General features: G+C 60.7%; 27 protein-coding genes. 17 read left to right on the top strand and 10 right to left on the bottom strand.

The features are described 5' to 3' along the window. Position 1: 1 nt before the first annotated feature. The 12 genes from HX817_RS27400 to recX all read left to right on the top strand — a co-directional run bounded on the left by HX817_RS27400 (position 2) and on the right by recX (position 8,782). On the top strand, positions 2-1,039 hold the full coding sequence (locus HX817_RS27400) for a phage baseplate assembly protein (protein WP_177028949.1): 1,038 nt from the start codon (positions 2-4) through the stop codon (positions 1,037-1,039). 16 nt (positions 1,040-1,055) lie between these two features. Next, on the top strand, positions 1,056-1,565 hold the full coding sequence (locus HX817_RS27395) for a phage baseplate assembly protein V (RefSeq protein WP_177019268.1): 510 nt from the start codon (positions 1,056-1,058) through the stop codon (positions 1,563-1,565). Next, positions 1,565-1,963 carry a phage GP46 family protein gene (locus HX817_RS27390; protein WP_177041831.1) on the top strand — a complete coding sequence of 133 codons (399 nt, stop codon included), beginning with the start codon at positions 1,565-1,567 and terminating at the stop codon, positions 1,961-1,963. Before HX817_RS27395 ends, HX817_RS27390 begins: the two co-directional genes overlap by 1 nt. Continuing rightward, the gene (locus tag HX817_RS27385; RefSeq protein ID WP_177041829.1) at positions 1,953-2,993 is read left to right on the top strand and encodes a baseplate J/gp47 family protein; all 1,041 of its coding nucleotides are present in this window, start codon (positions 1,953-1,955) and stop codon (positions 2,991-2,993) included. The genes HX817_RS27390 and HX817_RS27385 overlap by 11 nt, the downstream gene beginning before the upstream one ends. Then, positions 2,981-3,580 carry a YmfQ family protein gene (locus HX817_RS27380; RefSeq protein ID WP_087695306.1) on the top strand — a complete coding sequence of 200 codons (600 nt, stop codon included), beginning with the start codon at positions 2,981-2,983 and terminating at the stop codon, positions 3,578-3,580. The genes HX817_RS27385 and HX817_RS27380 overlap by 13 nt, the downstream gene beginning before the upstream one ends. An 11-nt stretch (positions 3,581-3,591) precedes the next feature. Then, the gene (locus tag HX817_RS27375) at positions 3,592-4,917 is read left to right on the top strand and encodes a tail fiber protein (protein ID WP_087695307.1); all 1,326 of its coding nucleotides are present in this window, start codon (positions 3,592-3,594) and stop codon (positions 4,915-4,917) included. Positions 4,918-4,925: 8 nt separating this feature from the next. Then, positions 4,926-5,525 (top strand): phage tail assembly chaperone, encoded by a 600-nt coding sequence (locus tag HX817_RS27370; protein WP_177041827.1) that lies wholly within the window; start codon positions 4,926-4,928, stop codon positions 5,523-5,525. Between the two features lie 30 nt (positions 5,526-5,555). Beyond that, entirely contained in the window at positions 5,556-6,113 is a 558-nt protein-coding gene (locus HX817_RS27365; RefSeq protein WP_087695309.1) for a glycoside hydrolase family 19 protein, read from the top strand. Further along, positions 6,101-6,592, top strand: a complete 492-nt coding sequence (locus HX817_RS27360; protein WP_177041825.1) for a lysis system i-spanin subunit Rz — start codon at positions 6,101-6,103, stop codon at positions 6,590-6,592. The genes HX817_RS27365 and HX817_RS27360 overlap by 13 nt, the downstream gene beginning before the upstream one ends. A gap of 71 nt (positions 6,593-6,663) precedes the next feature. After that, a complete protein-coding gene (locus tag HX817_RS27355; RefSeq protein ID WP_003208648.1) occupies positions 6,664-7,164 on the top strand; it encodes a CinA family protein in 501 nt (166 codons plus the stop codon). Positions 7,165-7,247: 83 nt separating this feature from the next. Further along, complete coding sequence (gene recA, locus HX817_RS27350; RefSeq protein WP_003208645.1) at positions 7,248-8,306, top strand: recombinase RecA; 1,059 nt, start codon at positions 7,248-7,250, stop codon at positions 8,304-8,306. A gap of 8 nt (positions 8,307-8,314) precedes the next feature. After that, on the top strand, positions 8,315-8,782 hold the full coding sequence (recX, locus tag HX817_RS27345) for a recombination regulator RecX (RefSeq protein ID WP_003208644.1): 468 nt from the start codon (positions 8,315-8,317) through the stop codon (positions 8,780-8,782). A gap of 167 nt (positions 8,783-8,949) precedes the next feature. Here the strand turns inward: recX and HX817_RS27340 are convergent, their stop codons facing one another. Then, positions 8,950-10,059: a TIGR00730 family Rossman fold protein gene (locus HX817_RS27340; protein WP_003208643.1), complete on the bottom strand. Its 1,110-nt coding sequence runs from the start codon at positions 10,057-10,059 to the stop codon at positions 8,950-8,952. Between the two features lie 375 nt (positions 10,060-10,434). Next, entirely contained in the window at positions 10,435-10,875 is a 441-nt protein-coding gene (locus HX817_RS27335) for a PA3611 family quorum-sensing-regulated virulence factor (RefSeq protein WP_003208640.1), read from the bottom strand. A 205-nt stretch (positions 10,876-11,080) separates the two neighbouring features. Here HX817_RS27335 and HX817_RS27330 point away from each other — a divergent pair, with 205 nt between their 5' ends. The 3 genes from HX817_RS27330 (at position 11,081) to HX817_RS27320 (ending at position 13,134) form a co-directional block, all read left to right on the top strand. Next, positions 11,081-11,791 carry a tRNA-uridine aminocarboxypropyltransferase gene (locus HX817_RS27330; protein ID WP_003208638.1) on the top strand — a complete coding sequence of 237 codons (711 nt, stop codon included), beginning with the start codon at positions 11,081-11,083 and terminating at the stop codon, positions 11,789-11,791. Between the two features lie 254 nt (positions 11,792-12,045). After that, the gene (erdR, locus tag HX817_RS27325) at positions 12,046-12,696 is read left to right on the top strand and encodes a response regulator transcription factor ErdR (protein WP_003208636.1); all 651 of its coding nucleotides are present in this window, start codon (positions 12,046-12,048) and stop codon (positions 12,694-12,696) included. 75 nt (positions 12,697-12,771) lie between these two features. Continuing rightward, positions 12,772-13,134 carry a diacylglycerol kinase gene (locus HX817_RS27320; protein WP_003208635.1) on the top strand — a complete coding sequence of 121 codons (363 nt, stop codon included), beginning with the start codon at positions 12,772-12,774 and terminating at the stop codon, positions 13,132-13,134. Here HX817_RS27320 and HX817_RS27315 read toward each other — a convergent pair. Continuing rightward, entirely contained in the window at positions 13,131-14,057 is a 927-nt protein-coding gene (locus HX817_RS27315; protein WP_003208633.1) for a LysR family transcriptional regulator, read from the bottom strand. The two genes, HX817_RS27320 and HX817_RS27315, sit on opposite strands and share 4 nt — an antisense overlap. A gap of 124 nt (positions 14,058-14,181) precedes the next feature. Here HX817_RS27315 and fpr point away from each other — a divergent pair, with 124 nt between their 5' ends. Beyond that, the gene (gene fpr, locus HX817_RS27310; RefSeq protein ID WP_003189055.1) at positions 14,182-14,961 is read left to right on the top strand and encodes a ferredoxin-NADP reductase; all 780 of its coding nucleotides are present in this window, start codon (positions 14,182-14,184) and stop codon (positions 14,959-14,961) included. Positions 14,962-15,079: 118 nt separating this feature from the next. On the opposite strand, the gene tsaA is transcribed toward fpr, so the two are convergent. The 5 genes from tsaA to rimO all read right to left on the bottom strand — a co-directional run bounded on the left by tsaA (position 15,080) and on the right by rimO (position 19,018). Then, positions 15,080-15,775, bottom strand: a complete 696-nt coding sequence (gene tsaA / locus HX817_RS27305) for a tRNA (N6-threonylcarbamoyladenosine(37)-N6)-methyltransferase TrmO (RefSeq protein ID WP_102604876.1) — start codon at positions 15,773-15,775, stop codon at positions 15,080-15,082. A gap of 4 nt (positions 15,776-15,779) precedes the next feature. Beyond that, positions 15,780-16,241, bottom strand: coding sequence for a DUF1456 family protein (locus HX817_RS27300; protein ID WP_003208629.1), 462 nt, complete (start codon positions 16,239-16,241; stop codon positions 15,780-15,782). Between the two features lie 77 nt (positions 16,242-16,318). After that, positions 16,319-17,029 carry an rRNA pseudouridine synthase gene (locus HX817_RS27295; RefSeq protein WP_003208627.1) on the bottom strand — a complete coding sequence of 237 codons (711 nt, stop codon included), beginning with the start codon at positions 17,027-17,029 and terminating at the stop codon, positions 16,319-16,321. A gap of 71 nt (positions 17,030-17,100) precedes the next feature. Further along, positions 17,101-17,574, bottom strand: a complete 474-nt coding sequence (locus tag HX817_RS27290; protein ID WP_003208626.1) for a GNAT family N-acetyltransferase — start codon at positions 17,572-17,574, stop codon at positions 17,101-17,103. 103 nt (positions 17,575-17,677) lie between these two features. After that, positions 17,678-19,018 (bottom strand): 30S ribosomal protein S12 methylthiotransferase RimO, encoded by a 1,341-nt coding sequence (gene rimO, locus HX817_RS27285; protein WP_003208624.1) that lies wholly within the window; start codon positions 19,016-19,018, stop codon positions 17,678-17,680. 301 nt (positions 19,019-19,319) lie between these two features. Between rimO and HX817_RS27280 the strand changes: the two genes are divergently transcribed. After that, entirely contained in the window at positions 19,320-21,221 is a 1,902-nt protein-coding gene (locus HX817_RS27280) for a potassium transporter Kup (protein ID WP_010170040.1), read from the top strand. A gap of 54 nt (positions 21,222-21,275) precedes the next feature. On the opposite strand, the gene HX817_RS27275 is transcribed toward HX817_RS27280, so the two are convergent. Both HX817_RS27275 and mprF read right to left on the bottom strand, forming a co-directional pair. Beyond that, positions 21,276-22,562 carry a virulence factor family protein gene (locus tag HX817_RS27275; RefSeq protein ID WP_177019279.1) on the bottom strand — a complete coding sequence of 429 codons (1,287 nt, stop codon included), beginning with the start codon at positions 22,560-22,562 and terminating at the stop codon, positions 21,276-21,278. Beyond that, complete coding sequence (mprF, locus tag HX817_RS27270) at positions 22,562-25,204, bottom strand: bifunctional lysylphosphatidylglycerol flippase/synthetase MprF (protein ID WP_008433574.1); 2,643 nt, start codon at positions 25,202-25,204, stop codon at positions 22,562-22,564. Before mprF ends, HX817_RS27275 begins: the two co-directional genes overlap by 1 nt. Between the last annotated feature and the right edge of the window lie 256 nt (positions 25,205-25,460).

Below are 25,460 nucleotides of genomic sequence, written 5' to 3'. Positions count from 1 at the left end.
CATGAACGAGTTGGACAATGCCGTCACCCTAACCGTGGACGGCCTGGATTATGGCGGCTGGAAAAGCGTGGAAATCAGCGCCGACCTGGAGCGTCAATTTCGCACCTTCACCCTCAACATCACCTGGCAATGGCCCGGGCAAACCCTGGCGGCGCCGATCAAGCCCGGCGCCCGTTGCCAGGTACGCATCGGTTGCGACCTGGTGCTCACCGGCTTTGTGTTCAAGGCGCCCATCAGTTACGACGGCCGACAGATCAGCCTGAGTATTCAGGGCGGTTCAGTGACCCAGGACCTTGTGGACTGCGCAGCGATAAACCAGCCCGGCCAGTGGCGCGGGCAAAGTGTGCTGAGCATCGTCCGGGCGCTGACGGCCACCTATGGCGTGGAGGTGCACAGCGAGATTGCCGAAACTGCGCGCCTGCATACCCACAGCATCGTGCCCGGGGAGACGGTATTTCAATCCATCGACCGCTTGCTGACGTTGTATCGGGTGTTCTCCACCGACGATGCGGATGGGCGCCTGGTATTGGCATCGCCCGGTAGTGCAGGGCGTGCGAATGACAGCCTGGAGCTGGGACAGAACATCCTTTCGGCTAACGCACCGATGGACTTCAGCTCGGTATTTTCCGAGTACCGCGTCATCGGCCAGCACAAGGGCGATGATCAGAAAAGTGCAGCGGCGGTCAGTGAGGTTTCAGGGATTTCCCGGGATGAAAAAGCCACGCGAAAACGCGTCACGGTGATCAGCGAACCGACGCAGTTGACCCCCGAGCTGGCCCAGCAACGCGCCGACTGGGAACGCGCCACCCGTACCGGAAAAGCCCTGACCACCACCTACACCGTGCAAGGCTGGCGGCAGTCCAACGGCGATTTGTGGCGCCACAACCTGTTGGTGCGGGTGATCGATCCGGTGCTGGGCTTTGACCAGGACATGCTGATCTCCAAGGTCACCTGGTCGCTCTCCGACCAAGGTTCGATCACCACGCTACAGGTGGCGCCGCCGTCCACCTTTGATGCCAATCCGTTGCCATCCGCTTAACCACCAAGGAATTTCCATGAGCTTACTGACTCGCCTGCTGGCGCGCGGCACTGTCGTGCTCGCCCACTCGGCCACCAAGCTGCAATCGCTGCAAATGCGCCTGACGGCAGGCGAAGTGAACGACGACATGGAGCACTTCGAACCCTACGGTTTTACCAGCAACCCTCTGGCGGGTGCTGAAGGCATCGCCACCTTCCTGGGCGGTGACCGCTCCCATGCCATCGTGCTGGTGGTGGCCGACCGTCGCTATCGCTTGCAGTCCCTGGCGCCGGGTGAAGTGGCGATCTATACCGACGAAGGCGACAAAGTTCATTTCAAGCGCGGGCGGGTAATCGACATTGAAACCGGCACCTTGAATATCCGCGCCAGCCAGGCGGTGAACATTGATACGCCGACCCTGACCCAGAGCGGCAAGATCATCTCCCAGGGCGATCAGATTGCCGGCGGCATCAGCCAGATCCAGCACGTGCATGTGGGCGTCCAGCCCGGCAGCGGTCAGACCGGTGCGCCGGCGGGAGGCCAGTGATGTTTGTCTCCGACAACCTGAAAAAGGCCCTGACCCGCTCGGTGCTGATCAGCCTGTTCACCTGGCGCCGTGCCGCGCCGGATGACCCTGTTGACGATGACGAGCGCTTCGGCTGGTGGGGCGACAGTTTTCCCTGCGTGGCCGACGACCGTATCGGCTCAAGGTTGTGGTTGCTGCGCCGGGTCAAGCTGACCCGCCAGACGCAACTGGACGCCGAATTCTATGCCCGCGAAGCCTTGCAGTGGCTGATCGACGACGGGCATTGCAGCGCCATCGAAGTCCTCAGTGAGCGCCTCGACGCCCAGCGGCTCAACCTGCGCACGCAGCTGACCCTGGCCGATGGCGAGCGCCTGGACATCAACCCTGATAACAGTTGGCAGGTGATTTATGCCGTTTGAAACCCCTTCGCTGCCGGTGCTGATCAAACGCACCCAAAGCGACCTGGCCAGCGATTCGCTGCGCCAGTCCGATGCCCAGGTCCTGGCGCGCACACTGAGTGGCGCTGCGTTCGGCCTGTACGGTTATCTCGATTGGATCGCTGAGCAGATCCTGCCGGATACCGCCGATGAATCCACCCTGGAACGCATCGCTGCGCTGCGTTTGAACCAGGCACGCAAGGCGGCGGTAGCCGCCAGTGGCACCGTGAGTTTTAACGCAGCGGCGGGCGCGGTGCTGGATGTGGACACGGTGCTGCAAGCCAGTGATGGTCGCAGCTTCAAAGTCACCGCTGCCGGTACCACCCATGCAGGCCTCAACACCGCCACGGTGCAGGCGATTGATGCCGGCACGCTGGGCAACGCTGATGCCGGGCTGAGCCTGATCGCGGTCCAGCCGCTGCAAGGTATTGGTTCGACCTTTACCGTGCTGGCGCCGGGGCTGACCGGCGGTGTGGCACGAGAAACCCTGGAGTCGCTGCGGGCGCGGGTGATTCGTTCCTATCGCGTTATTCCCCAGGGCGGTTCGGCACAGGATTACGAGACCTGGTCCCTCGAAGTGCCCGGCATTACCCGCGCATGGTGTCGCGGCAATTACCTGGGGCCGGGGACGGTGGGGGTGTTCGTGATGCGTGACGACGACCCGCAGCCGATCCCCAATGCAGCGCAGTTGGCGCAGGTTCAAGCCCATATCGAACCGCTGCGGCCAGTGACCGCTGATGTGTATGTGTTGGCGCCGGTGATGAAGCCAGTGGTTTATCAACTGCGCCTGACCCCCGACACCAGCGCCGTGCGCGCGGCCGTCGAGGCCCAACTGCGAGACTTGCACAATCGCGAGGCGGGGCTGGGCGACAGCTTGTTGCTGACCCACATCGCCGAAGCCATCAGCACCGCCACCGGTGAGACCGATCACACACTGACAAGCCCGCTGGCGGACGTTACGGCGGCGACAAACCAGTTACTGGTGTTTGGAGGTATCACATGGCTGGGATAAGGACGGCTGGCCAGTACGAGGAACAACTGATCGCCCTGTTGCCCAGCGGTCCGGCCTGGGACCTGGAGACCATGCCGCAGTTGCAGACGGTGCTCAAAGGCATCGCCGAAGAACTTACGCGCATCGACGCCCGCGCCTGCGACCTGCAAAACGAAATGGACCCCGTGACCGTCAGCGAACTGGTGCCGGAGTGGGAAAGGGTGATGCAACTGCCCGACCCTTGCCTGGGCTTGAGCCCGCTGTACGACGACCGTCGCCTGGCGGTGCGTCGACGTCTGTTGGCGGTGGGCAGCCAGCGCGCCGCGTACTACATCGAAATCGCCCGCAGCCAGGGTTATCCCGACGCCAGTGTCACTGAACATCGCGCCCCGCGCATGGGCCGCTCACGGTTTGGCGCGGCGCATTTTGGCACCTGGCAGGCGCACTTCATGTGGACGCTCAACACCGGCGGCCGCCAGCACCTGGGGCGGCGGTTTGGGGCGAGTTATTGGGGAGAGCGGTTTGGCGTCAACCCGGGCAATGCCCTGGAGTGCCTGATTCATCGCAGCGCACCTGCACATACGCAGGTGCACATCAATTATGACTAGAGGATAGAAGCGTGGATTATCCAAAGAGTGTGCCCAGCGTTGGGCTGGTGAATGGCAAGTTTGTGGATGAAAACCCGGTGACCGGGACGCCGGGGAGTTTGATTCCGGCGGCTTGGGGGAATGGGGTTACGCAGGAGATTTTGAATGTGCTGGCGGCGGCGGGGATTGCGCCGGATGAGACGAAGACCGATCAGCTGGCGCAAGCGTTGAGTGTGTTGAGTGATTGGTTGAAGTTGAGGAATAAGCCGACGACGTTGGCGGGGTATGGGATTACGGATGCTCTGGTGGTAGGCCGTACGTCCCAGCAGCGCCCAAGTCTTTCTTCCAGCATATTGGGTGAGATCGGCAATGGACAGGGGGGCGCACTGGAAATTCGTGAAGCGCAAGAAGTTTCTGATTCCACACGAGATTTCAACTATGCACCACGAATCATGTTCCATTGGGGCAAGATAATTGCTCGAGCACTCGCGATGAACGCGGACGGTGAGTTGCTCTGGAGTTCGAAGAAAATTTGGTCTGAGATCAACTTCAACCCTTCAACCAAAGCGGATAAGGCCACGACCCTTGCGGGCTATGGTGTGACAGATGCGCTGAGCATTGGTCAATACGGACTGGGTGGCAATGTTGCACCTGCTGCCGCGATTGATACCGTTGGGCTACCCGGCGGGTTTTACTATTACAGTGCCGGGAATACCAGTTTCGCCAACTACGTCGGATTGGTGAATATCCCTTACGGCGACGGAAATTACGCGGGGCAGATTGGTTTTCAGCAGGGGAACACAGAACCGGATGTCTACATCCGAGGCTGCTCTCAGGCTAAGGTCTGGAGCCCAACACGAAGGCTCTGGCACTCTGGAAATCTCGACCCAGCGTCGATGGGGGTTCCGGTCGGGACGACGATTCAGTATTGCGGTGCCTCGGCACCGGCTGGGTTTTTGAAAGAGAACGGTGCTGCGGTTTCTCGTACAGCCTATTCAAAGCTGTTTGACGTGATAGGGACGACGTTTGGCGCTGGTGACGGAAGCACTACGTTTAACCTGCCGGACAGCCGTGGTGAGTTCATCCGTGGCTTTGACGATGGACGCGGCGTGGACCCGCAACGCGGGCTGGGGTCGTTGCAACTGGATGCGATGCAAGGCCATTGGCACGGCCCTCGTCCTGGCACCACCCTGAACGGGAGCCCAGGCAACTGGAACGGCGTGGGCGGTGGTTCCAACGCATCGTTCAACATTGGCAGCACCGGTGACCCCGTAACCAACGGCGTCAATGGTGTTCCACGCACCGCCAACGAAACGCGTCCGCGCAACACTTCCCGTCTTATGTGCATCAAGTACTGAGGTCAATCATGACTGCTTCTGCCCCTGTTATTTATCAGGCACACCCGGTGACGGGCGAATACATCGGAACGGCTTTTGCTGACCCCGATCCACTTGTCGAGGGGGCCTGGCTTATCCCCTCCATGGCTTTCAGTGAAGCCCCGCCTGTAACCGAGCCCGGCTTTGCTGCGGTTCACGTTAAAGATGCTCAAGCTATCTGGAACCTGGTTCCGGACCTGCGCGGTCTTGTGTATCGAACGGATACCGGCGAGGAGATCCAATGGCAGCAGTTAGGTGAGTTGCCGTTGGAACTTACCTCGCTGAAACGCCCCGGGTCAGATCACGTTTGGGATGGCTCGTCCTGGCATCTCGATGAAAAACTGAGGAACACGGACGAGTGTGAATCCGAACGACTCTGGCGGGATTCGGAAATCGACAGTATCAAGTGGCTTCGCGAGCGCCATCGGGATGAGTCCGACCTGAAGCGAGATACCACGCTGACAGAAGGACAATTTGCGCAACTGCTGGCTTATTTCCAACTGCTGCGTGATTGGCCGCAGAACTCGAAGTTTCCAGCCTCCGAATTTCGGCCGGTTAAACCGGACTGGATGGTTGGCCTTGTACAATAGTGTGGTGCTCGTGAGTTCGGAGGTTTTTTCATGCCGATAACCCAGAATGATCTTGTGCAAATCATGCCCAACGCCCGCGCCCAAGCGGGCGTTTTCGTATCTGCGCTGAACACAGCCATGTCCAACCGCCAAATCACCACACCCAAACGCATCGCCGCCTTCCTCGCCCAAATCGGCCACGAATCCGGCGAACTGCGCTACGTACGTGAGCTGGGCAGCGATCAATACCTGAGCAAATACGACACCGGTACCCTGGCCGCCCGCCTGGGCAACTCCCCGGAAGCTGATGGCGATGGCCAGAAGTATCGCGGCCGCGGCCTGATCCAGATCACCGGCCGGCGCAACTACCTGGCGTGCAGTCAGGCACTGTTCGGCGATGAGCGTTTGTTGCACCAACCGGAGTTGCTGGAGACGCCGCAATGGGCGTGCGAATCTGCCGCGTGGTTCTGGCAGCGCAATGGCTTGAACGAGCTGGCTGACCAGGACCAGTTCACCACGATCACCCGGCGCATCAATGGTGGCCTCAACGGTCTGGAGAACCGTATGCAACTGTGGGCGCGGGCGAAGGCGGTGTCATGGGCTTCCTGACGTCGTATCGCCTGCTTGGGTTTTGCCTGTTGTTCGCAGTTTCGGCGGGTGTTGCCTGGCAGGTACAGGCTTGGCGATATGGCGCACAACTCGAGCACCTGCAGGCTCTGCATGCCGCAGCACTCAGCCAGCAACAACAGGCCGAACAGGACAAACGGCTGGCACTGGAGCAACAACTCAGCGCCAGCGACCAACAACACACTCGGGAGCTTTCCGATGCACAGCGTGATCAGGCTCACCTGCGGGATCGTCTGGCCACTGCTGATGTGCGGTTGTCAGTCCTTCTCGACGCCAGCGACTCAGCCAGAGGCTGCCCAATGCCAGCCACCGCCACCCCCGGCAGCGTGGTTCATGGCGCCCCGCGAGCCCGACTTGACCCGGCGCATGCTCAACGAATTATCGGCATCACCGACGACGGCGATAACGCAATGATCGCCTTGCGCGCCTGCCAGGCGTATGTCCGGGCCGTCGCGCGTTAGTCTCTTGTAACTTGCATGGCCCATGGGCTCCTGTAGGGTAGGCGAACGCCCGTCCACTCCAGGAGATGACCGTGAAGGAAATTACTCAACTCGCCGCTGAACTTGGCCGACGCTTGCAGGTTCTCAATGCCCACGTCACAACGGCCGAGTCGTGCACCGGCGGCGGTATCGCCGAGGCAATCACGCGGATTCCCGGGAGTTCGGCCTGGTTCGAGGCGGGCTATGTCACGTATTCCAATCGCCAGAAGACCCGGCAACTGAATGTACCGGAAGCCCTGTTCCCCAAGGTCGGTGCCGTCAGCCGCGAAGTGGTGGAGGCGATGGTGCGGGGTGCCCAGGAGAAAAGCCTGGCGCGTTTTGCCGTGGCAGTCAGCGGCGTGGCCGGGCCCGATGGCGGTTCGCCGGACAAGCCGGTGGGCACCGTATGGCTGGCCTGGGGCGTGGGCGATGAGGTTACCGCCGAGCTCGAACACTTCCCCGGCAACCGCGACGAGGTCCGCCGACAAACGGTAAAGGCCGCGCTAGAGGGCTTGTTGCGACGAGCTGCAGCAGAAATAGAAAATCAGGGGTAGGCGATCACGGATCTTTGTGGAACAATACTGTCTACTTATACAGGTGTTGGCCGCCAGGCCTTATTGATTACGTGAGGACTTTAATGGACGACAACAAGAAGAAAGCCTTGGCTGCGGCCCTGGGTCAGATCGAACGTCAATTCGGCAAGGGTGCCGTAATGCGTATGGGCGATCACGACCGTCAGGCGATCCCGGCTATCTCCACTGGCTCTCTGGGTCTGGACATCGCGCTCGGCATTGGCGGCCTGCCAAAAGGCCGTATCGTTGAGATCTACGGTCCTGAATCTTCCGGTAAAACCACCCTGACCCTGTCGGTGATTGCCCAGGCACAAAAAATGGGCGCCACCTGTGCGTTCGTCGATGCCGAGCACGCCCTGGATCCTGAATACGCCGGCAAGCTGGGCGTCAACGTTGACGACCTGCTGGTTTCGCAACCGGACACCGGTGAGCAAGCGCTGGAAATCACCGACATGCTGGTGCGCTCCAACGCCATCGACGTGATCGTGGTCGACTCCGTGGCAGCCCTGGTACCCAAGGCTGAAATCGAAGGCGAAATGGGCGACATGCACGTGGGCCTTCAAGCCCGCTTGATGTCCCAGGCCCTGCGTAAAATCACCGGTAACATCAAGAACGCCAACTGCTTGGTGATCTTCATCAACCAGATCCGGATGAAGATCGGCGTGATGTTCGGCAGCCCGGAAACCACCACCGGTGGTAACGCGCTGAAGTTCTACGCTTCGGTCCGTCTGGACATCCGTCGTACTGGCGCGGTGAAGGAAGGTGACGAGGTTGTTGGTAGCGAAACCCGCGTTAAAGTCGTGAAGAACAAGGTGGCCCCGCCGTTCCGTCAGGCCGAGTTCCAGATTCTCTACGGCAAGGGTATCTACCTGAACGGCGAGATGATCGACCTGGGCGTGCTGCACGGTTTCGTCGAGAAATCCGGTGCCTGGTATGCCTACAACGGCAGCAAGATCGGCCAGGGCAAGGCCAACTCGGCCAAGTTCCTTGCGGATAACCCGGATGTTGCCGCTACGCTCGAGAAGCAGATCCGCGACAAGTTGCTGACCCCGGCACCTGACGTCAAGGCTGCCGCCAACCGCGAGCCGGTTGAAGAAGTAGAAGAAGTCGACACTGACATCTGAAGCAAACGATGAGCGTTGTCCTGGATACACCCGTCGCCGTAAGGCGCACTGCAATGGACCTGCTCGCACGGCGCGAGCATGGTCGAGTCGAGCTGACGCGTAAGCTGCGTCAGCGTGGCGCAGATCCCGAGATGATCGACGCAGCCCTTGACCGTTTGACGGAAGAAGGGCTGCTGTCGGAGTCCCGTTACCTCGAAAGTTTCGTCTCCTACCGAGCCCGATCCGGCTATGGCCCTGCACGAATTCGTGAAGAGCTGAGCCAGCGTGGCCTGCAGCGGGCTGATATCGAACTCGCGTTGCGTGAGTGCGGCATCAGTTGGCAGGCACAACTGGAAGAAACCTGGCGGCGCAAGTTTGCCGGTCATCTGCCTATTGATGCGCGTGAGCGGGCTAAGCAAGGTCGCTTCCTGAGTTATCGCGGGTTTTCGATGGAGATGATCAGTCGCCTGTTGAGCGGTCGGGATATGGATGACTGAAGGCTGCGCCTGGTAAATGGTTGCTCTGATCACTACGGGGCTTGGTGTGGCGAGGGAGCTTGCTCCCGCTGGGCTGCGCAGCAGCCCCAACCTGCGCATCGTTCTACTGGCACAATCCAAAAGGCCCACTATGAAAATAGCGGGCCTTTTTTCGTTTCAGTGTCAGGTCACGCCGTCTCCGTCACCCGCTGCTGCGTTTTTCCCTGAGCCTGGGCCCAGTTTTCCGGCAAGTTGATGTAATCCACCAATTCCCGCAACCGTCCCTGATCACGCCCGTTGAAGTTGAACACCAGCCGCGTCAGATGGCTGAAGCTTGGCTCGTCATGCTCTTCGCCGGTGTACGCGATTTGTTGGAAGTCGCCACTGAGGCGAAGGCTGGCGAACGCCTCCTGCAGGTGGGCCAGTGCGCGGTCACTCAACGGATGATTCATGCGAATCACAAACTGGCGCTTCAGCCAGCGGGTGGAGTGAAAGTTGGCGTAGAACTGGTTGATTTCGTCCACCGCCTCTTCGGCGCTGTACACCAGGCGGACCAGCTTGAGGTCGGTGGGCAGGATGTAGCGATTGGCCTCAAGTTGGCTGCGGATAAAGTCCAGTGCGCCTTGCCAGAAGCTACCGCCCGGTGCATCCAGCAGTACCACCGGTACCAGCGGGCTTTTGCCGGTCTGGATCAGGGTCAGCACCTCCAGCGCTTCATCCAGGGTACCGAAACCGCCCGGGCACAGGATCAAGGCGTCGGCTTCCTTGACGAAGAACAGCTTGCGGGTAAAGAAGAAGTGGAAGGACAGCAGGTTCTCGGTGCCATCGATGGTCGGGTTGGCGTGCTGTTCAAAGGGCAGGGTGATGTTGAACCCCAGGCTGTGCTCCAGGCCGGCACCCTCGTGGGCCGCCGCCATGATGCCGCCGCCGCCGCCGGTGATCACCATCAGATCCGAACGGGCCAGGACCGCGCCCACTTCCCGGGCCAGTGCGTACAACGGGCTTTCCACCGGCGTGCGCGCCGAGCCGAACACCGTGACTTTGCGCCGCCCCTTGAACTGTTCGAGCACGCGGAAGGCGTGGTCCAGTTCCCGGATCGCCTGCAAGGTTATCTTGGCATTCCAGCGGCTGCGGTCGTCCTGGGCCATGCGCAACACGGTGAAGATCATGTCGCGATAAAGGGGGATATTTGGACTGTTGGGCGCAATCAAGTGGAGTTGCGCGTCGACCTGCTGCGTGAGGTCGGTGCCGTTTTCTTCAAATTGACGGATCAGGAGTTCATTCGGTTCGTAAGGCATTCAACTTCTCCTTCTTCACAGAACCCTGGGTGCCGGCGAGAAATTCGTCGGGACCACGACACTGCATGTGTCGTTGCCTCTGATTAACGAGGTGGGCGAAACCGGTTCTGTATATTCCTTATGATTAAAAACCTTTGCATTGCACGCTCAGGAGGGCAACCCTCTTTTGCCCTGAAAATGTTACAGGACGGTGTGAAAACCCGATGTTCCAGGCGTTCAGGATGAATTGATCATGAGCCTATAAAGTCTTGGCTGGCAACCGCTTATTGATCACTTCTGAGGGAGTTTAGACGCTGCCGCGGGCGGGCAATGGCGGAGAGTGCAGAGGGGTATATTGCGCGCCGCTGGTCAGCGGCGCGCGACAGGAGTTATCGCTTACTTTTTCTTCTTCGCGGCAGCCGGTGCCGGGCAATCTGCTTCCTGGAACTTCACCGAGGCTACCGGGCGGTTGGTTTTGTTCTCGGTGATTTCATAGCGCATGATCGCGCCCTTGGCCATCAGCTCGCGGTAACCCTTGTTCAGGCACACACTTTGGCCGAGCTGGAAGTACACAGCCTTGGGGTTGGCGCGCATTTGCTCGGCGCGGTCGGGCAGTACGCTCAAATGGTCAATCAGCTGCAAGCCTTCAACGGTGTAGGCAACTTCCAGGGTCTTTTCGTCAATTTCCCGTGGCAGTTCTTTGTTGGTTTCCTCTGCGACGCTTTGCAGCTTCCTGTTCAGTTGAGCCTCCAGCAACGAGGCCGCTTGGGCACCCAGAGGCAACACCAGCGCGAGGGCGACGGACGGAACTACAAGGCGTGGCATAAGACGCAGCATGAAACTCTCCTGATTCGGTTACTGGTGCATAGACCAGCCACTGCGCTGTGCGTTCAGTGGCGCGGGATTATAGGTGACCGCTTGCCCCTAGGGCCAGCCTATTGCCGGGAAGTGCAGGTGGCCGGGGGCGGCTCTGGTAAACTGCGGTAACTTTTGCCTTCCGAGTTCTATCCGTGTCGATTTCCACTTCCCTGCGGCGCTCCCGATGAGCCATGCCGTCTCCCGTTTGCGCACGCAGCGCCTGGCCCGTGCCGTAAAACCGTTTGTAGCGCGAGGCTCGCGGGCCGAACGCTGCCCCGGCTGCCGGGTGATTCCCGAGTACTGCCTCTGCGCCTGGCGGCCCAAGGTCCAGGCCAGATCCGGCATGTGCCTGCTGATGCACGACGTAGAGCCGATGAAACCCAGCAACACCGGCTGGCTGATTGCCGATGTGATCAACGACACGACTGCGTTCCCCTGGTCGCGCACTGAGGTTGAGCCGGAGTTGCTGACCTTGCTGGCCGACCCGCAATGGCAGCCATACATCGTCTTTCCCGGCGAATTCGTGGCCCCGGAGCGGGTGGTCCATCAGGTCAGGCTGGAGGAGGGCAAGCGCCCGCTGTTCATTTTGCTGGACGGCACCTGGAGCGAGGCGCGCAAGATGTTCCGCAAGAGCCCGTACCTGGAGCACTTGCCGGTGCTGAGCCTGGCGCCCGAGCAACTGTCGCGCTACAAGCTGCGTCGCTCCAAGCGTGATGACCACTTCTGCACCGCCGAAGTCGCCGCGCTGTGCCTGGAGCTGGCTGAAGATGCCGCAGCCAGTGAAGTCCTGGATGCCTATCTGGACGTATTCAGCACTCACTACCTGGCCGCCAAGTTTCAACTGGCGCTGGACCCGGCCGATGTCGTCCATACTCGCCTTGCACCTTATCTATAGGTGTCATGGCCAGCCGACCTTTGCATGATGGCCGCGCAAACGCGCAGCCCGCTAAAATAGCCACGGGCGTAGCGCTTGACCACCCAGGCTACGCTGGGCATGCTTGGCGCCGATTGGGGCGCTGTCACAGATTGGATACGTCGCTTTTTGACGTTGAACGCGCCCTTTGGTGACTGCTGGCCTGGCAGCCACCTTGCGCGTTGGCGAGCACTGAACCCATCAGTGCCGCCCTAAAAAACAGGATCATTTAATAAATGGCCACATACGAAATCCTGATTGCCGATGACCACCCGCTGTTTCGCAGTGCGCTGCACCAGGCGGTCACGCTGGGCCTGGGGCCGGATGTACGCCTCGTCGAAGTCGCCAGCATTGCCGAGCTGGAAACCCGCCTTACCGAAAAGTCCGACTGGGACCTGGTCCTGCTGGACCTGAACATGCCGGGTGCCTACGGTTTTTCCGGGCTGGTGCTGCTGCGTGGGCAATACCCGCAGATACCGGTGGTGATGGTATCGGCCCAGGAAGAGGCGTCGGTGGTGGTGCGCTCCAAGGAGTTCGGTGCCAGTGGTTTCATTCCCAAGTCCAGCTCCATGGAAGACATCCAGAAAGCCGTGCGCACGGTGCTGGATGGCGATGTCTCCTGGCCGCCGCAGGCCTTTGAAGAGATCAACGTCTCCGACGAAGCCAAGGCCGCGCGTGATGGCCTGGCCAGCCTCACGCCCCAGCAGTTCCGCGTATTGACCATGGTCTGCGAAGGTCTATTGAACAAACAGATTGCCTACGAGCTGAGCGTGTCGGAAGCGACCATCAAGGCTCACGTCACGGCGATCTTCCGCAAGCTCGGCGTACGTACGCGAACCCAGGCGGCGCTGCTCTTGCAACAACTTGAGTCAATTTCGCAGCATTAAGACGCTGTTCATTCACGTTTTTTTGACTTTGCTTACTCTAGTTTCCCCACACCTTTTTGCTCAGTTGCCTACTCTATGTCGCCTTTCAAGGGTCAAACCGGTATCAAACGTATTTTCAACGCAGGCGGATATTCCCTGGATGGCCTGCGTGCTGCTTTCACCGGCGAGGCGGCGTTTCGTCAGCTGGTGTTGCTCAATGTCATCCTGATCCCGCTGAGTTTCTTCCTTAACGTCAGCCGGGTAGAGCGGGCGCTGCTGATCGCCGTGTGCCTGCTGGCGTTGATCGTCGAGTTGCTCAACTCCGCCGTCGAAGCGGCGATCGACCGGATTTCCCTGGACCTGCACCCCTTGTCGAAAAACGCCAAGGACATGGGCAGCGCCGCGCAGTTCGTAGCGCTGACCATGATTACCCTGGTGTGGGCCGTGATCCTGATCTAGGCAATGGTCGGCAGTACGATCTCGTCGCTGCGCTGCACCCCGGCGGTGAACGACCGGCACAGCTCGAGGAATTCGCGCATCGCCGAGGTCTGGTACTTCTGCTTGTGCCAGATGAAGTAGAACTGCCGGGCCAGGTCCAGGTCCGGGGTTTCCACCGGTACCAGGCTGCCACGCCGGAAGGCGTCGCGCAGCGCCAGCCGGGAAATGCAGCCAATCCCCAAGCCTGATTCCACCGCGCGTTTGATTGCCTCGGTGTGTTCCAGCTCCAGGCGGATATTCAGCGCGCTGCGGTGATGCCGCATGGCCTGGTCAAAGGTCAGGCGTGTTCCAGAGCCTTGTTCCCGCAGGATCCACGCTTCATGGGTCAGCTCTTCCATGGTCGCCTGGCCGCGCTTGGCCAAGTGATGCTGGGGTGCGCAGAACACCACCAGTTCATCTTCCACCCAGGTTTGCACCTCGATGTCCGGGTGGCTGCAGTCGCCTTCGATTAGACCCAGATCAATTTCGTAATGCGCCACCTGATGCACGATATGCGCAGTGTTCTGCACGTGCAGCTTCACCTGGCTCTCGGGATGCTGCTGCATGAAGCTGCCGATCAGCAGCGTGGCCAGGTAGTTGCCGATGGTCAGCGTGGCCCCGACCGCCAGGGAGCCGAAGCCCGACTTGCCGTTGAGCAGGTCCTCGATCTCCTTGGCCTGGTCCAGCAGTGCCACCGCCTGGGGCAATAGCTGGTGACCGAGGGCGTTGAGGCTCAGGCGTTTGCCCGCGCGGTCGAACAATTGGCAGCTGGATTGCCGCTCCAGCTCGGTAATCGACGTGCTGGCGGCGGATTGAGATAAGGCCAGAAGGCCAGCAGCGCGCGAGACGCTTTCCTGCTGGGCGACGGCGACGAAGACTTGCAGTTGACGTAGAGTAAATCGCATATCGATATAACCGATAACCCTTATCTTAATAATCCAGTTAACAGATATTGTCGCCGCCATTAGAATGCTGTGCAATTGCGCATCCATCATTTGGCGCAGACCCATTTCCAGGAGTCCCCCGTACATGAGCAACATGAACCACGAGCGTGTCCTCAGTGTTCATCACTGGAACGACACTCTGTTCAGCTTCAAGTGCACCCGCGATCCGGGCCTGCGCTTCGAGAACGGTCAGTTCGTGATGATCGGCCTGCAACAGCCCAACGGCCGCCCGCTCATGCGCGCTTACTCGATTGCCAGCCCGAACTGGGAAGAGCATCTGGAGTTCTTCAGCATCAAGGTGCCTGATGGCCCGCTGACTTCCCAATTGCAGCACTTGAAGGAAGGCGACGAGATCATCATCAGCAAAAAACCGACGGGCACCCTGGTGCTTGACGATTTGAAGCCGGGCAAGCACTTGTACCTGCTCAGCACCGGCACTGGCCTGGCGCCGTTCATGAGCGTGATCCAGGACCCGGAAACCTACGAGCGTTTCGAAAAAGTGATCCTGTGCCACGGCGTGCGTTACGTCAACGAAGTCGCCTACCGCGAATTCATCACCGAGCACCTGCCGCAGAACGAGTTCTTCGGCGAGGCCCTGCGTGACAAGTTGATCTACTACCCGACCGTGACCCGTGAGCCGTTCGAAAACGAGGGCCGCCTGACCGACCTGATGCGCAGCGGCAAGCTGTTCAGTGACATCGGCCTGCCGCCGATCAATCCTGAAGACGACCGCGCCATGCTGTGCGGCAGCCCAAGCATGCTGGATGAAACCAGCGAAGTGCTCAACAGCTTCGGTTTGAAGGTTTCCCCGCGTATGCGTGAGCCGGGCGACTACCTGATCGAGCGTGCGTTCGTCGAGAAATAAGCGCGACGAAAAAAAATGTGGGAGCGGGCTTGCTCGCGAAAGCGGTGTAACAGTCACCAGATGTATTGACTGATCCACCGCTTTCGCGAGCAAGCCCGCTCCCACATTTGTTTCCGGTTTACCCGGCCGACACGACTTCCAGCACACAAATCATCCCGGCTTCGGGATAGTGCCAGCGCACATCAACATCCCAGAACTGCGCCCCGTATTCCCGCTCCGGCCCCGGCGTCTGGTACGCCGGCCGTGGATCCTGCGCCAGGCACTGCTCGATCAACGCCACCAATGGCTCGCCAAGGCGCTGAGCGTGGCCTTCTGCCTGTTGCAGCGCAGTCTTCAGCCACTGCACGGGAATCAGCTGTGGCGCAGCGCTGGCGATGTTGTTGGTCGCAGTGTCAACTATGTCTGCGTACGGCACGTACGGCTTGATGTCGAGAATCGGTGTGCCATCCAGCAGGTCGATCCCGGATATCCACAGGCGTCCATCTTCCACCTTGTCCAGCTTGACCACTGACTGGCCGATGCCGTTGGGCCGGTGCGTCGCGCGGGTGGCGAACACGCCCATGGACGTGTTGCCACCCAGGCGAGGCGGGCGCACTTTCAGGCGGGGCTTGTCTTCCAGCGCCTGGTGGAACAGGAACAGCAGCCACACATGGCTGACCTGTTCCAAACCCTGCACCGCCTCACCCTGGTCGAATGGCGCCACCAACTCCAGCACGCCCCGGGCGGCAGGCGCCAGTTGTGGCTGGCGCGGGATGGCGAACTTCTCCTTGAAGCAGGAGCGGACAAAACCGATGGGCGAGACGCTGTAGTTCACGGGCTTAGGCGCGAACGCGCAGGGTCAGGCCCTTGAGGAAGTTGCGCAACAGCTGGTCACCACAGGTGCGGTAGTTGGTGTGGCCGAACTTGCGGAACAGTGCGCTCAGCTCAGGCTTGGACACCGGGAACTCGGAGGCCTTGAGGATTGCGTGCATGTCGTCTTCCTTCAGTTCGAAGGCCACGCGCAGTTTCTTCAGGACGATGTTGTTGGTCACCGGCAGTTCGATCGGCTGCGGTGGACGGCTCTCGTCCTTGCCGCGCTTGAAGATCACCAGGCCATCGAGGAAATGCGCCATGACTTCGTCCGGGCAGAACACGAAGCCTTCTTCCTCGTCTTTCTTGAGGTAGGTCAGCAGGTCGTCCTTGGTGACTTCCATGCCGCCGAGCTTGATGATCTCGACCATCTTGTTGTCGCTGATGTCGAGCATGTAGCGCACGCTGCGCAGTACGTCGTTGTGAATCATGGTGGGCAATCCTGGTCATTCAACTGTGGACACCGCCCAGGCAGGCGGTATCGAGAGATTCGGCGGCGAAAAAAGTCTTAGAACTTTTCTTTGCCGGACAGATAGCGCCATTGGCCTACCGGCACTTTGCCGATGGAGACTCCGCCAATGCGGATGCGTCGAATGGCGACGACTTTCAGGCCGACGGCTTCGCAGAACAAGGCAATCACACCCGGTTGCGGGTTTTTCAGCGCAAAGCGCAGGCGGTTCTCGTTCTGCCAGCTGGCTTTCACCGCCGGCAATTCCTTACCTTTGTAGGTCAGGCCATGGTTGAGGCGGTTCAGGCCGTGGGCGACCATGTCGCCGGACACCTCCACCACGTATTCCTGTTCGATCTTGTTCGCGTCAGCGGTCAGCTTGCGCAAAATCTTCCAGTCCTGGGTAAACACCAGCAGGCCGCTGGCCTTGGCTTGCAGGTCACTGCTGGCGGTCAGGCGCAGGAAGTGGCCCTTGAGCGGGCGCTTGCTGAAGCGGTGTTCTTCCGACAGGGTCTCGGCGTTGATCGACGCCATGGCTGTCTCGGCATCCACGCCGGCGGGGGCGTGGAACAGGATGGTCACCGGCTCCGGCGCTGTGGCCTTGGCCTCAGGGTCAAGCTCGACCTTCTGGGTGGTGACCTTGAACTGCGGCTCGTCGATCACTTCGCCGTCCACCGTGACCCAGCCGCCTTCGATGAACAGCTCAGCCTCCCGACGGGAGCAACCGACCAGTTCGATGAGGCGTTTGGAGAGGCGTAGGGGTTCAGTCATGACAAGGGCCGAAACAAAAGGGGGCGGCTATTGTACCTGTGTGGCGCCGGTTAATCCCGGCTCCATTTCATTTAGCCGCGACGTGCCTGTGGCTGGGCCTGGCGCAAACGCATGTGCAGCAACGGATAAGGCTGCCCCATGCCGTCATGGTCCGTGCGTCCGATCACCTCAAAGCCTTGCTTGAAGTAAAAGCCCAGGGCTTGCGGGTTCTGTTCGTTGACGTCCAGTTGATCGGCATTCATCGACTCGATGGCATAGCGCAGCAATTGCCGGCCCAGGCCCTGGCCACGGTGCTCGGGGTCGATAAACAGCATCTCGACCTTGCCCGCGGCCACCCCGGCAAACCCGGTGATGCGCTGGCGCGAGTCCTTGGTGCAGATCAGCATCACCGCGTCGAGGTAGCGGGTCAGCACCAGGTTTTTCAGCAGCTCGATGTAACTGTCCGGCAGGAAGTCATGGGTGGCCCGCACCGAAGCCTCCCAGATGCGGGTCAGTTCCTGATAGTCGCTGGATTTGGGTGTATGGATAACCGAATGCTGACGCATGCCCGCTGCCCCTTGCCAATGATTGGCGCCGATGGGCAAAACGATAGACCTAAAAAAGCCCCGCATCTTGTCCAGAGGCAGGGCTTTTTCAATTCTTTACACCTTATGCGCGTTTTTCAGCCCACAGGTCGTACTCGTCGGCGTCGGTCACGGTGCACCAGACCTTGTCGCCCGGCTTCAGGCCGCTGGCATCGTCGATGAACACGTTACCGTCGATTTCCGGTGCATCGAAGAAGCAGCGGCCTACAGCGCCTTGCTCGTCGACTTCGTCGATCAGTACTTCGATCTCACGGCCGATGCGCAGTTGCAGGCGCGCCGAGCTGATGGCCTGCTGGTGCGCCATGAAGCGCTCCCAACGGTCCTGCTTGACGTCGTCCGGCACGATGGCAGCGTCCAGCAGGTTGGCCGGAGCACCTTCCACCGGCGAGTACTGGAAGCAGCCGACGCGGTCCAGTTGGGCCTCGGTCAGCCAGTCCAGCAGGTACTGGAAGTCTTCTTCGGTTTCGCCGGGGAAGCCGACGATGAAGGTGGAGCGGATGATCAGGTCCGGGCAGATCTCGCGCCAGTTCTTGATGCGCGCCAGGGTCTTGTCTTCGAAGGCCGGGCGTTTCATGGCCTTGAGGATTTTCGGGCTGGCGTGCTGGAACGGGATGTCCAGGTACGGCAGGATCTTGCCGGCGGCCATCAGCGGGATCAGCTCGTCAACGTGCGGGTATGGGTAAACGTAGTGCAGGCGCACCCATACGCCGAGGCTGCTCAGGGCTTCGCAGAGTTCGGTCATGCGGGTTTTCACCGGCGCGCCGTTCCAGAAGCCAGTGCGGTATTTGACGTCGACGCCGTAGGCGCTGGTGTCCTGGGAGATCACCAGCAGCTCTTTCACGCCGGATTTGACCAGGCGCTGGGCCTCGTCCAGTACGTCGCCCACCGGGCGGCTCACCAGCTTGCCGCGCATCGACGGGATGATGCAGAAGCTGCAGCTGTGGTTGCAGCCTTCGGAAATCTTCAGGTAGGCGTAGTGGCGCGGCGTCAGCTTGATGCCTTGCGGCGGCACCAGGTCGATCAACGGGTTGTGGTCCTGGCGCGGCGGCACTACGTCGTGCACGGCGTTGACCACTTGCTCGTACTGCTGCGGGCCGGTCACGGCCAGCACGCTCGGGTGCACGTTGCGGATGGCGCCTTCTTCCACACCCATGCAGCCGGTGACGATCACCTTGCCGTTTTCCTTGATGGCTTCGCCGATCACTTCCAGGGACTCGGCCTTGGCTGAGTCGATGAAGCCGCAGGTGTTGACCACCACCACGTCCGCGTCCTGGTAGGTGGACACGACGTCATAGCCTTCCATGCGCAGTTGCGTAAGGATGCGTTCGGAGTCGACCAGAGCCTTTGGGCAACCCAGGGATACAAAGCCGACCTTGGGGTTGGCTTTTGCGATGGTGGTGGACATGTCTAACCTCGGTATTGAATGACGCCGCCCGTCGTGCACGAAAGGTGGCGGATGGGCACTTGGTGTGCCTCTGATCAAAAAGTGCGCAATTCTAGCGACGGGAATCGCTCTTGACCAGCTTTATGCAGGGAAATACGACGAGTGCTGCGCTATGCTTCGCGCCGTTGCACCTGAGTGAATTTCCTCGGTCAATAAATCGTCTGTAACGAGAAGTAAAACAGCGCATGCTGTGGACAGCATAGGCGCCCGCAGCAGGCGCGCTGTTTATAAAAGACCGCAGGTCAAAGGGCAGGAGTGGTTGATGGGTCAGGCAAGTAGTCAGGCAGCAGGTGCCGAGCAGTCCAACGCAAAGCCGATCGGCATGCTGGTGGCGGCAGTGGGGGTGGTTTACGGCGATATCGGCACCAGCCCGCTCTACACCCTTAAAGAGGTGTTTACCGGTGGTTATGGGGTTCAGGTCAACCATGACGGTGTGCTGGGGATCCTGGCGCTGATCTTCTGGTCGCTGATCTGGGTGGTATCGATCAAGTACATGCTGTTCGTGTTGCGCGCCGATAACCAGGGCGAAGGCGGCATCATGGCCTTGACCGCGTTGGCGCGACGAGCAGCGGGTGAGCGCAAGCGGCTACGCAGTTTCCTGGTGGTCTGTGGCTTGTGCGGCGCGGCGCTGTTCTACGGCGACAGCATGATTACCCCGGCGATTTCCGTGTTATCGGCGGTGGAAGGTCTGGAACTGGCCTTCGATGGCCTCGAAAAATGGGTGGTGCCGATCGCCCTGATTGTGCTGGTGGCCCTTTTCCTGATTCAGAAACACGGTACCGACCGCATCGGCAAGTTGTTCGGGCCGGTGATGGTGACCTGGTTCCTGGTGCTGGGCGGCCTCGGCGCCTACGGCATCACCCAGCATCCGGAAGTACTCAACGCCATGAACCCGATGTGGGGCGTGCGTTTCTTCGAGGCTCACCCGGGCATTGGCGTGGCCATCCTCGGTGCCGTAGTGCTGGCGTTGACCGGTGCCGAGGCGCTGTATGCCGACATGGGCCACTTCGGCCGCAAACCCATTGCCCGCGCCTGGTTCATGCTGGTGTTGCCGGCGCTGGTGCTGAATTATTTCGGCCAGGGTGCCTTGTTGCTCGGCGATCCTGAGGCCGCGCGAAACCCGTTCTACCTGCTGGCGCCGAGTTGGGCCCTGATCCCGCTGGTGGTGTTGTCCACGCTGGCCACAGTGATCGCGTCCCAGGCCGTCATCTCCGGTGCGTTCTCCCTGACGCGCCAGGCCATCCAGCTCGGTTATATCCCGCGCATGCATATCCAGCACACCTCCAGTGCCGAGCAGGGCCAGATCTACATCGGTGCGGTGAACTGGTCGCTGATGGTCGGTGTGATCCTGTTGGTGCTGGGCTTTGAGTCCTCCAACGCACTGGCATCGGCCTACGGCGTGGCGGTGACCGGCACGATGCTGATGACCACTATCCTGGTGTCGGCAGTGATGCTGCTGCTGTGGAAATGGCCACCGATATTGGCGGTGCCGGTATTGGTCTGCTGCCTGCTGGTGGACGGCCTGTACTTCGCGGCCAACGTGCCGAAGATCGTCCAGGGCGGTGCTTTCCCGGTACTCGCGGGGATTGTGCTGTTCGTACTCATGACCACGTGGAAGCGCGGCAAGCAATTGCTGGTGGACCGTCTCGACGAGGGCGGCCTGCCGTTGCCGATCTTTATCAGCAGTATCCGCGTACAACCGCCTCATCGCGTGCAGGGCACCGCGGTGTTCCTGACGGCGCGGCCAGACGCCGTGCCTCATGCGCTGTTGCACAACCTGCTGCATAACCAGGTACTGCACGAGCAGGTGGTGCTGTTGACGGTGGTCTATGAAGACATTCCACGGGTGCCGGTCGCACGCCGCTTCGAGGTGGATGCCTACGGCGAAGGCTTCTTCCGGGTGATCCTGCATTTCGGCTTTACCGATGAACCGGACGTGCCCGAAGCGCTGAAGCTGTGCCATCTGGATGACCTGGATTTCAGCCCGATGCGCACCACCTACTTCCTCAGCCGCGAAACCGTGATCGCGTCCCGCATCAAGGGCATGGCGCGTTGGCGCGAAGGGTTGTTCGCGTTCATGCTGAAGAACGCCAACGGCAACCTGCGCTTCTTCAAGTTGCCGGTTAACCGGGTGATCGAGCTCGGTACTCAAGTAGAAATGTAAGCCCAACAAAAAGCCCCCGGTGCCTTGCGGCAGCGGGGGCTTTTTTGTGGGCGCTTATTCGGCCGGGGTCTTGCCCTGGCGCTTCTCGATGATGTCTACCAGACGCTTGGCCAGCGCCGGATAGTTCTCGTCGAAGTGATGGCCGCCAGGCAGCTTCACGGCTTCGCCGACAGCGGTCTTGTCGGTGCAGCCACTCTCGTCGACTTCTTCGGCACCGTAGATGCACACCACCTTGTCGGCCGGCAGCTTGGCCATTTCCGGGCCGGTCGCAGCTTCCTTGCCGGCGTTGCCCAGCCAGCCTTCCACTTCGATCTCGAAGCTGCCGGTGCGGGCGAAGGCCAGCAGGATGATCGCGTCTACACGCTGCTGCTCGTTTTCCGGCAGGCGGTTGTAGATGGCCGGCAGCACATCGGCGCCGAACGAGTAGCCGGTCAGCACGAAGCGCTTGGTGCCCCATTTCTGCCGGTAGTGCTGCATCAGCTCGGCGAGGTCCTTGGCGCTTTGTTCCGGGGTCTTGTGCTGCCAGTAGTAGCGCAGGGTATCGATGCCCACCACCGGGTAGCCGATCTTGGCCATTTCACCGGCCACGTCGCGGTCCAGGTCACGCCAGCCGCCGTCACCGGAGAGGAACAGGGTGACGGTGTCCTTGGCCTGCCCAGCCGGCACTTCGACCACCGGGATCGCCAGGCCGCCGTTGTCCGAGCCTACCAGTTGCTTGCGCAGCTCGTTGTTCAGCACTTGCGGGTAGTGAACGTCGTAGTCGCTGATGCTGGTGGTAGCACGCGGTGTATCGCGTACAAAACTGGCAGCATCGTCGTCAGGGTTATCGTTCCAGGCCACCAGCCAGCTACCGTGGGCCGAAGTCTTCGGCAACGGGTCGTTGCAGCCTGGCTGCGCCAGCGCGAAGCCGACGGAGATGGCATTGGCCTTGTCGTCGTTCTGTGCGGCCAGCCAGCGCCAGGCGAGGGATGCGCCAGGGCCGATGCCGCTGACCAGTGTCGCCGGGCCGGCGAGCTGGCCGAGGGCGGTTTGCAGGGCTTGTTCCTGCAGCTTGCAGTCGTCCTTGGGCAGGATCACCTGGACGATCTGCGCTGCGCCGCCCTGGCTCAGGGCGATCAGTTGGCTGTCGGTCAGGGTTTCGTCGGCCAGCACGGCCACGGCCACGCGGGCCTTGGGCGCGGTACCCGGGGTGACGCGGGTCAGGACCGTGCCATCGGCCTGGGGCAGTTGTTCCAGAGTCGGTTGCGGTGCAGGGCGGTTCCAGTACCAGTAGCCGCCACCGAGGATCAGTGCCAGTACCACCAAAAATGCCAATACATACCGCCAGGAGCGTCGAATCATCAGCGTTTCACCAATCCAGTCAAGCCGCCCGCAATCAGGGCGGCGGTGTCGGCCAGTGCCACCAGCGGATCAAGTCCTGCGGGCACGGCCATATAACGGGGTTCCCAGTCAGGCTGGAACTTGTCTTTGAAGCGGCGCAAGCCTTGGAAGTTATACAGTTGCTCGCCACGGCGGAACACCATCGAGCCCAGGCGTTGGGTCAGCGGGGCGCCACGTCGTGGTTGCAGGCCCGACAACGGCACCATGCCGAGGCTGAAGCGGGCGTAGCCATGGTTCTTATAATGTTGAATCAGGCCGACCATCATGAATTCCATGGTCAGTTTCGGCGCGTCCGGGTGCGCACGCATCAGGTCGAGACTGGCCAGGTCGTGGCTGTAGGTCTCAAGCAGGTTCGCAAACGCTACCGGGCGCCCTTCGAAGCGAATGATCGCAATACGAAAGTGCTTGAGGTAGTCGTCGCTGAATCGTCCAAGGGAAAAGCCTTTTTCCCGCACGTTCTTACCGGTCAGCCATGCGTCGGAGATGACTTTCAACTCCTCCATCGGGGCCTGGCCGGGTTCGTGGATCTCCAGGGACAAGCCATCACGGGTCCCGCGGTTCCAGGTGTAGCGCAGGTCCTTCATCTCTTTGCCCTTGGCTTCCAGGTCAAAGCGTTTGAGGTCGACCCGGGCTTCTTCACCCAGTTTGATCGCGGTGAGGCCGATGTCCATGTAGTACGGCAGGTTCTCCGCGCGCACCTGGTAGAACACCGGGCGGGCGTGGTGAATGTCGCACAGGTCGCGGAACTGCCAGATCATCTCGGCCCGTTGCAGGGTCGGGCCAATCGGATCGTACAAGGCCACCAGGCTGCGACCGCGACGAGCGTACATCAGGAACGCTTCGTCGTTGGGATGAAACAGCAGGGCCTTGTCGCCGGTCAGCGCCAGGCCGCCGTCGGGTTGTGCAGAGTTCATCAGGATCTTGGTGGCGCGCTCCAGCTCATCCGGTGTCGGCAAGTGGATGATCGGGCGCGCGGTACGCAGCAGCCAGGTCAGCGACACCACCACCAGCACCACGGCCGCGCCCAGCAGCGAACGCAGGCCCCGCGGGGCGTTGGCGTCGAGGGTGAACTGCCACCACAACTGATGGCTGTAGGGCACGTCCTGGTAGGCGAACAACAGCAGCCAGATCGACGCACCGAGTACGCACACGCTGGCCACCAGGTACAGCGGCGAGAACGGCAGTTCGGTCAGGCGGCTGGCGCGGTAGAACGAGCGCCGGAAGATCGCCAGCAGCACTGCCGTCATGGTCATCAGGCTGGCTTCTTCCCAGTCGAAACCCTTGAGCAGGGAGAGCAGGGCGCCGGTCAGCAGCAGCACCATGGTCAGCATCCACGCCGCGGACAACCGTCGACGCAGGCCCTGGGCCAACAGAAGGCAGAGCACGCCGATCAGGCTGGCACCAAAGTGCGACGCGTCAATCAGGCGATGAGGAATCAGGAAGCCGATGTTTTCCAGGCGTGAGTCGATTTCCGGGGTTGCGCCGGAAAACAGCAGGACCACGCCTGACAAAAAAACCAGTACGGCCAGGATCGGCGCAGCGAGGCCCGAGGCCGCGCGCAGGCTTTGTTGCGTATGGAACAGGCGCTGGGCTTCATTGACCAGCAGGAACACACAAGCGATCAACAGCGGCAGCACCACGTAGATCATCCGGTACAGCAGCAGTGCGGCCGCCAGTGGCGCGGCACCGAGCTTGTCGGCGAAGGCAGCCAGCAGGATTGCTTCGAACACCCCGACGCCACCGGGTACATGGCTGAGCACACCGGCGGCCAGGGCCAGCAGGTACACCAGCAGGAACGGGCCAAAGGGCGGCGCTTCCGGCAGCAGCATATACAGCACGGTAGCGGCCGCAGCCACGTCGAGGGCAGTGATGATCAGTTGCAGGAAGGTCAGGCGACGGCCCGGCAGGCGCAAGGTGCGACGCCCGGCCCTGACCAGCAGGTTGTCCGGATACGGTTGTTCCGGCAGGCGGCGGCGGTAGATGCCGATGCACAGTGCGGCTGTTAACAGCAACACAGCACCGGCGATGCCGCCGAGCAGGCTGGCAGGTAGATGCAGGGCATTGGACGCGGCAGGCAGGTTGCTCAGGGTGGCCAGCGCAGCGAGCGGCGGCAGGGCGCAACCCAGGGCCAGGCTGGCAAACACGGTCATGCGCGCCACTTCCGAAGCGCCGATGCCATACCGTGCATATAAACGGTAGCGTACCGAGCCGCCCGAGAGCATCGACAGACCAATCGCGTTACCGATGGCGAATGCGGTAAAGCCGCCGTAGGCCAGAGTCTTGGCAGGCAGCTTCACGCCGGCATAACGGGCACCGGAAAATTCATAGCCCAACAAAATGATAAAGCCGGCGACAGCAGCACCGAACGCACCCAGCAGTGCAGGCTTGGGTACTTCAAGGATTGAATCGTGGAGCGCGTACAGATCCAGTTCAAGCAACAGGTGGCGACAGGCGATAAGGGCGATTGCGAACAGCAACAAGGTGACGGCCAGCCCGATGGGTTGGCGGTATTTGCTCAACAGATCCAGCCAGCGCAAACGGGTGGGAGTGATCGGTTGTGTCGCTGTGACAGAGTCTTGTGGTTCAGACGAGTTGGCGCGCATCAATCACCTCGTGGATTGTGCGCGACAGGATGGAGGTATCCAGCCAAGTTACCAATCCCTATGGACAAAATAATTACAAATATTAACGCGTATCGCGAAGTGCGGCGACAGCGCCCATTGGTCGTAGAAGGACAGTGCTTGAAGACTTAGCATAGCTTGCAATGAGATGGACTCTACAAACCGTGTACGGTTTCATGAAAGATGCCATGCCATTGTTTCAAAAGGACTTTTTCGTCAGATACAAAAAAGGCCACTC

This window comes from Pseudomonas sp. C6002 (assembly GCF_013385805.1).
Lineage (GTDB): Bacteria > Pseudomonadota > Gammaproteobacteria > Pseudomonadales > Pseudomonadaceae > Aquipseudomonas.
Note: the sequence above shows the minus strand (reverse complement) of the source record. Positions and strands in the feature narration are given on the sequence as shown.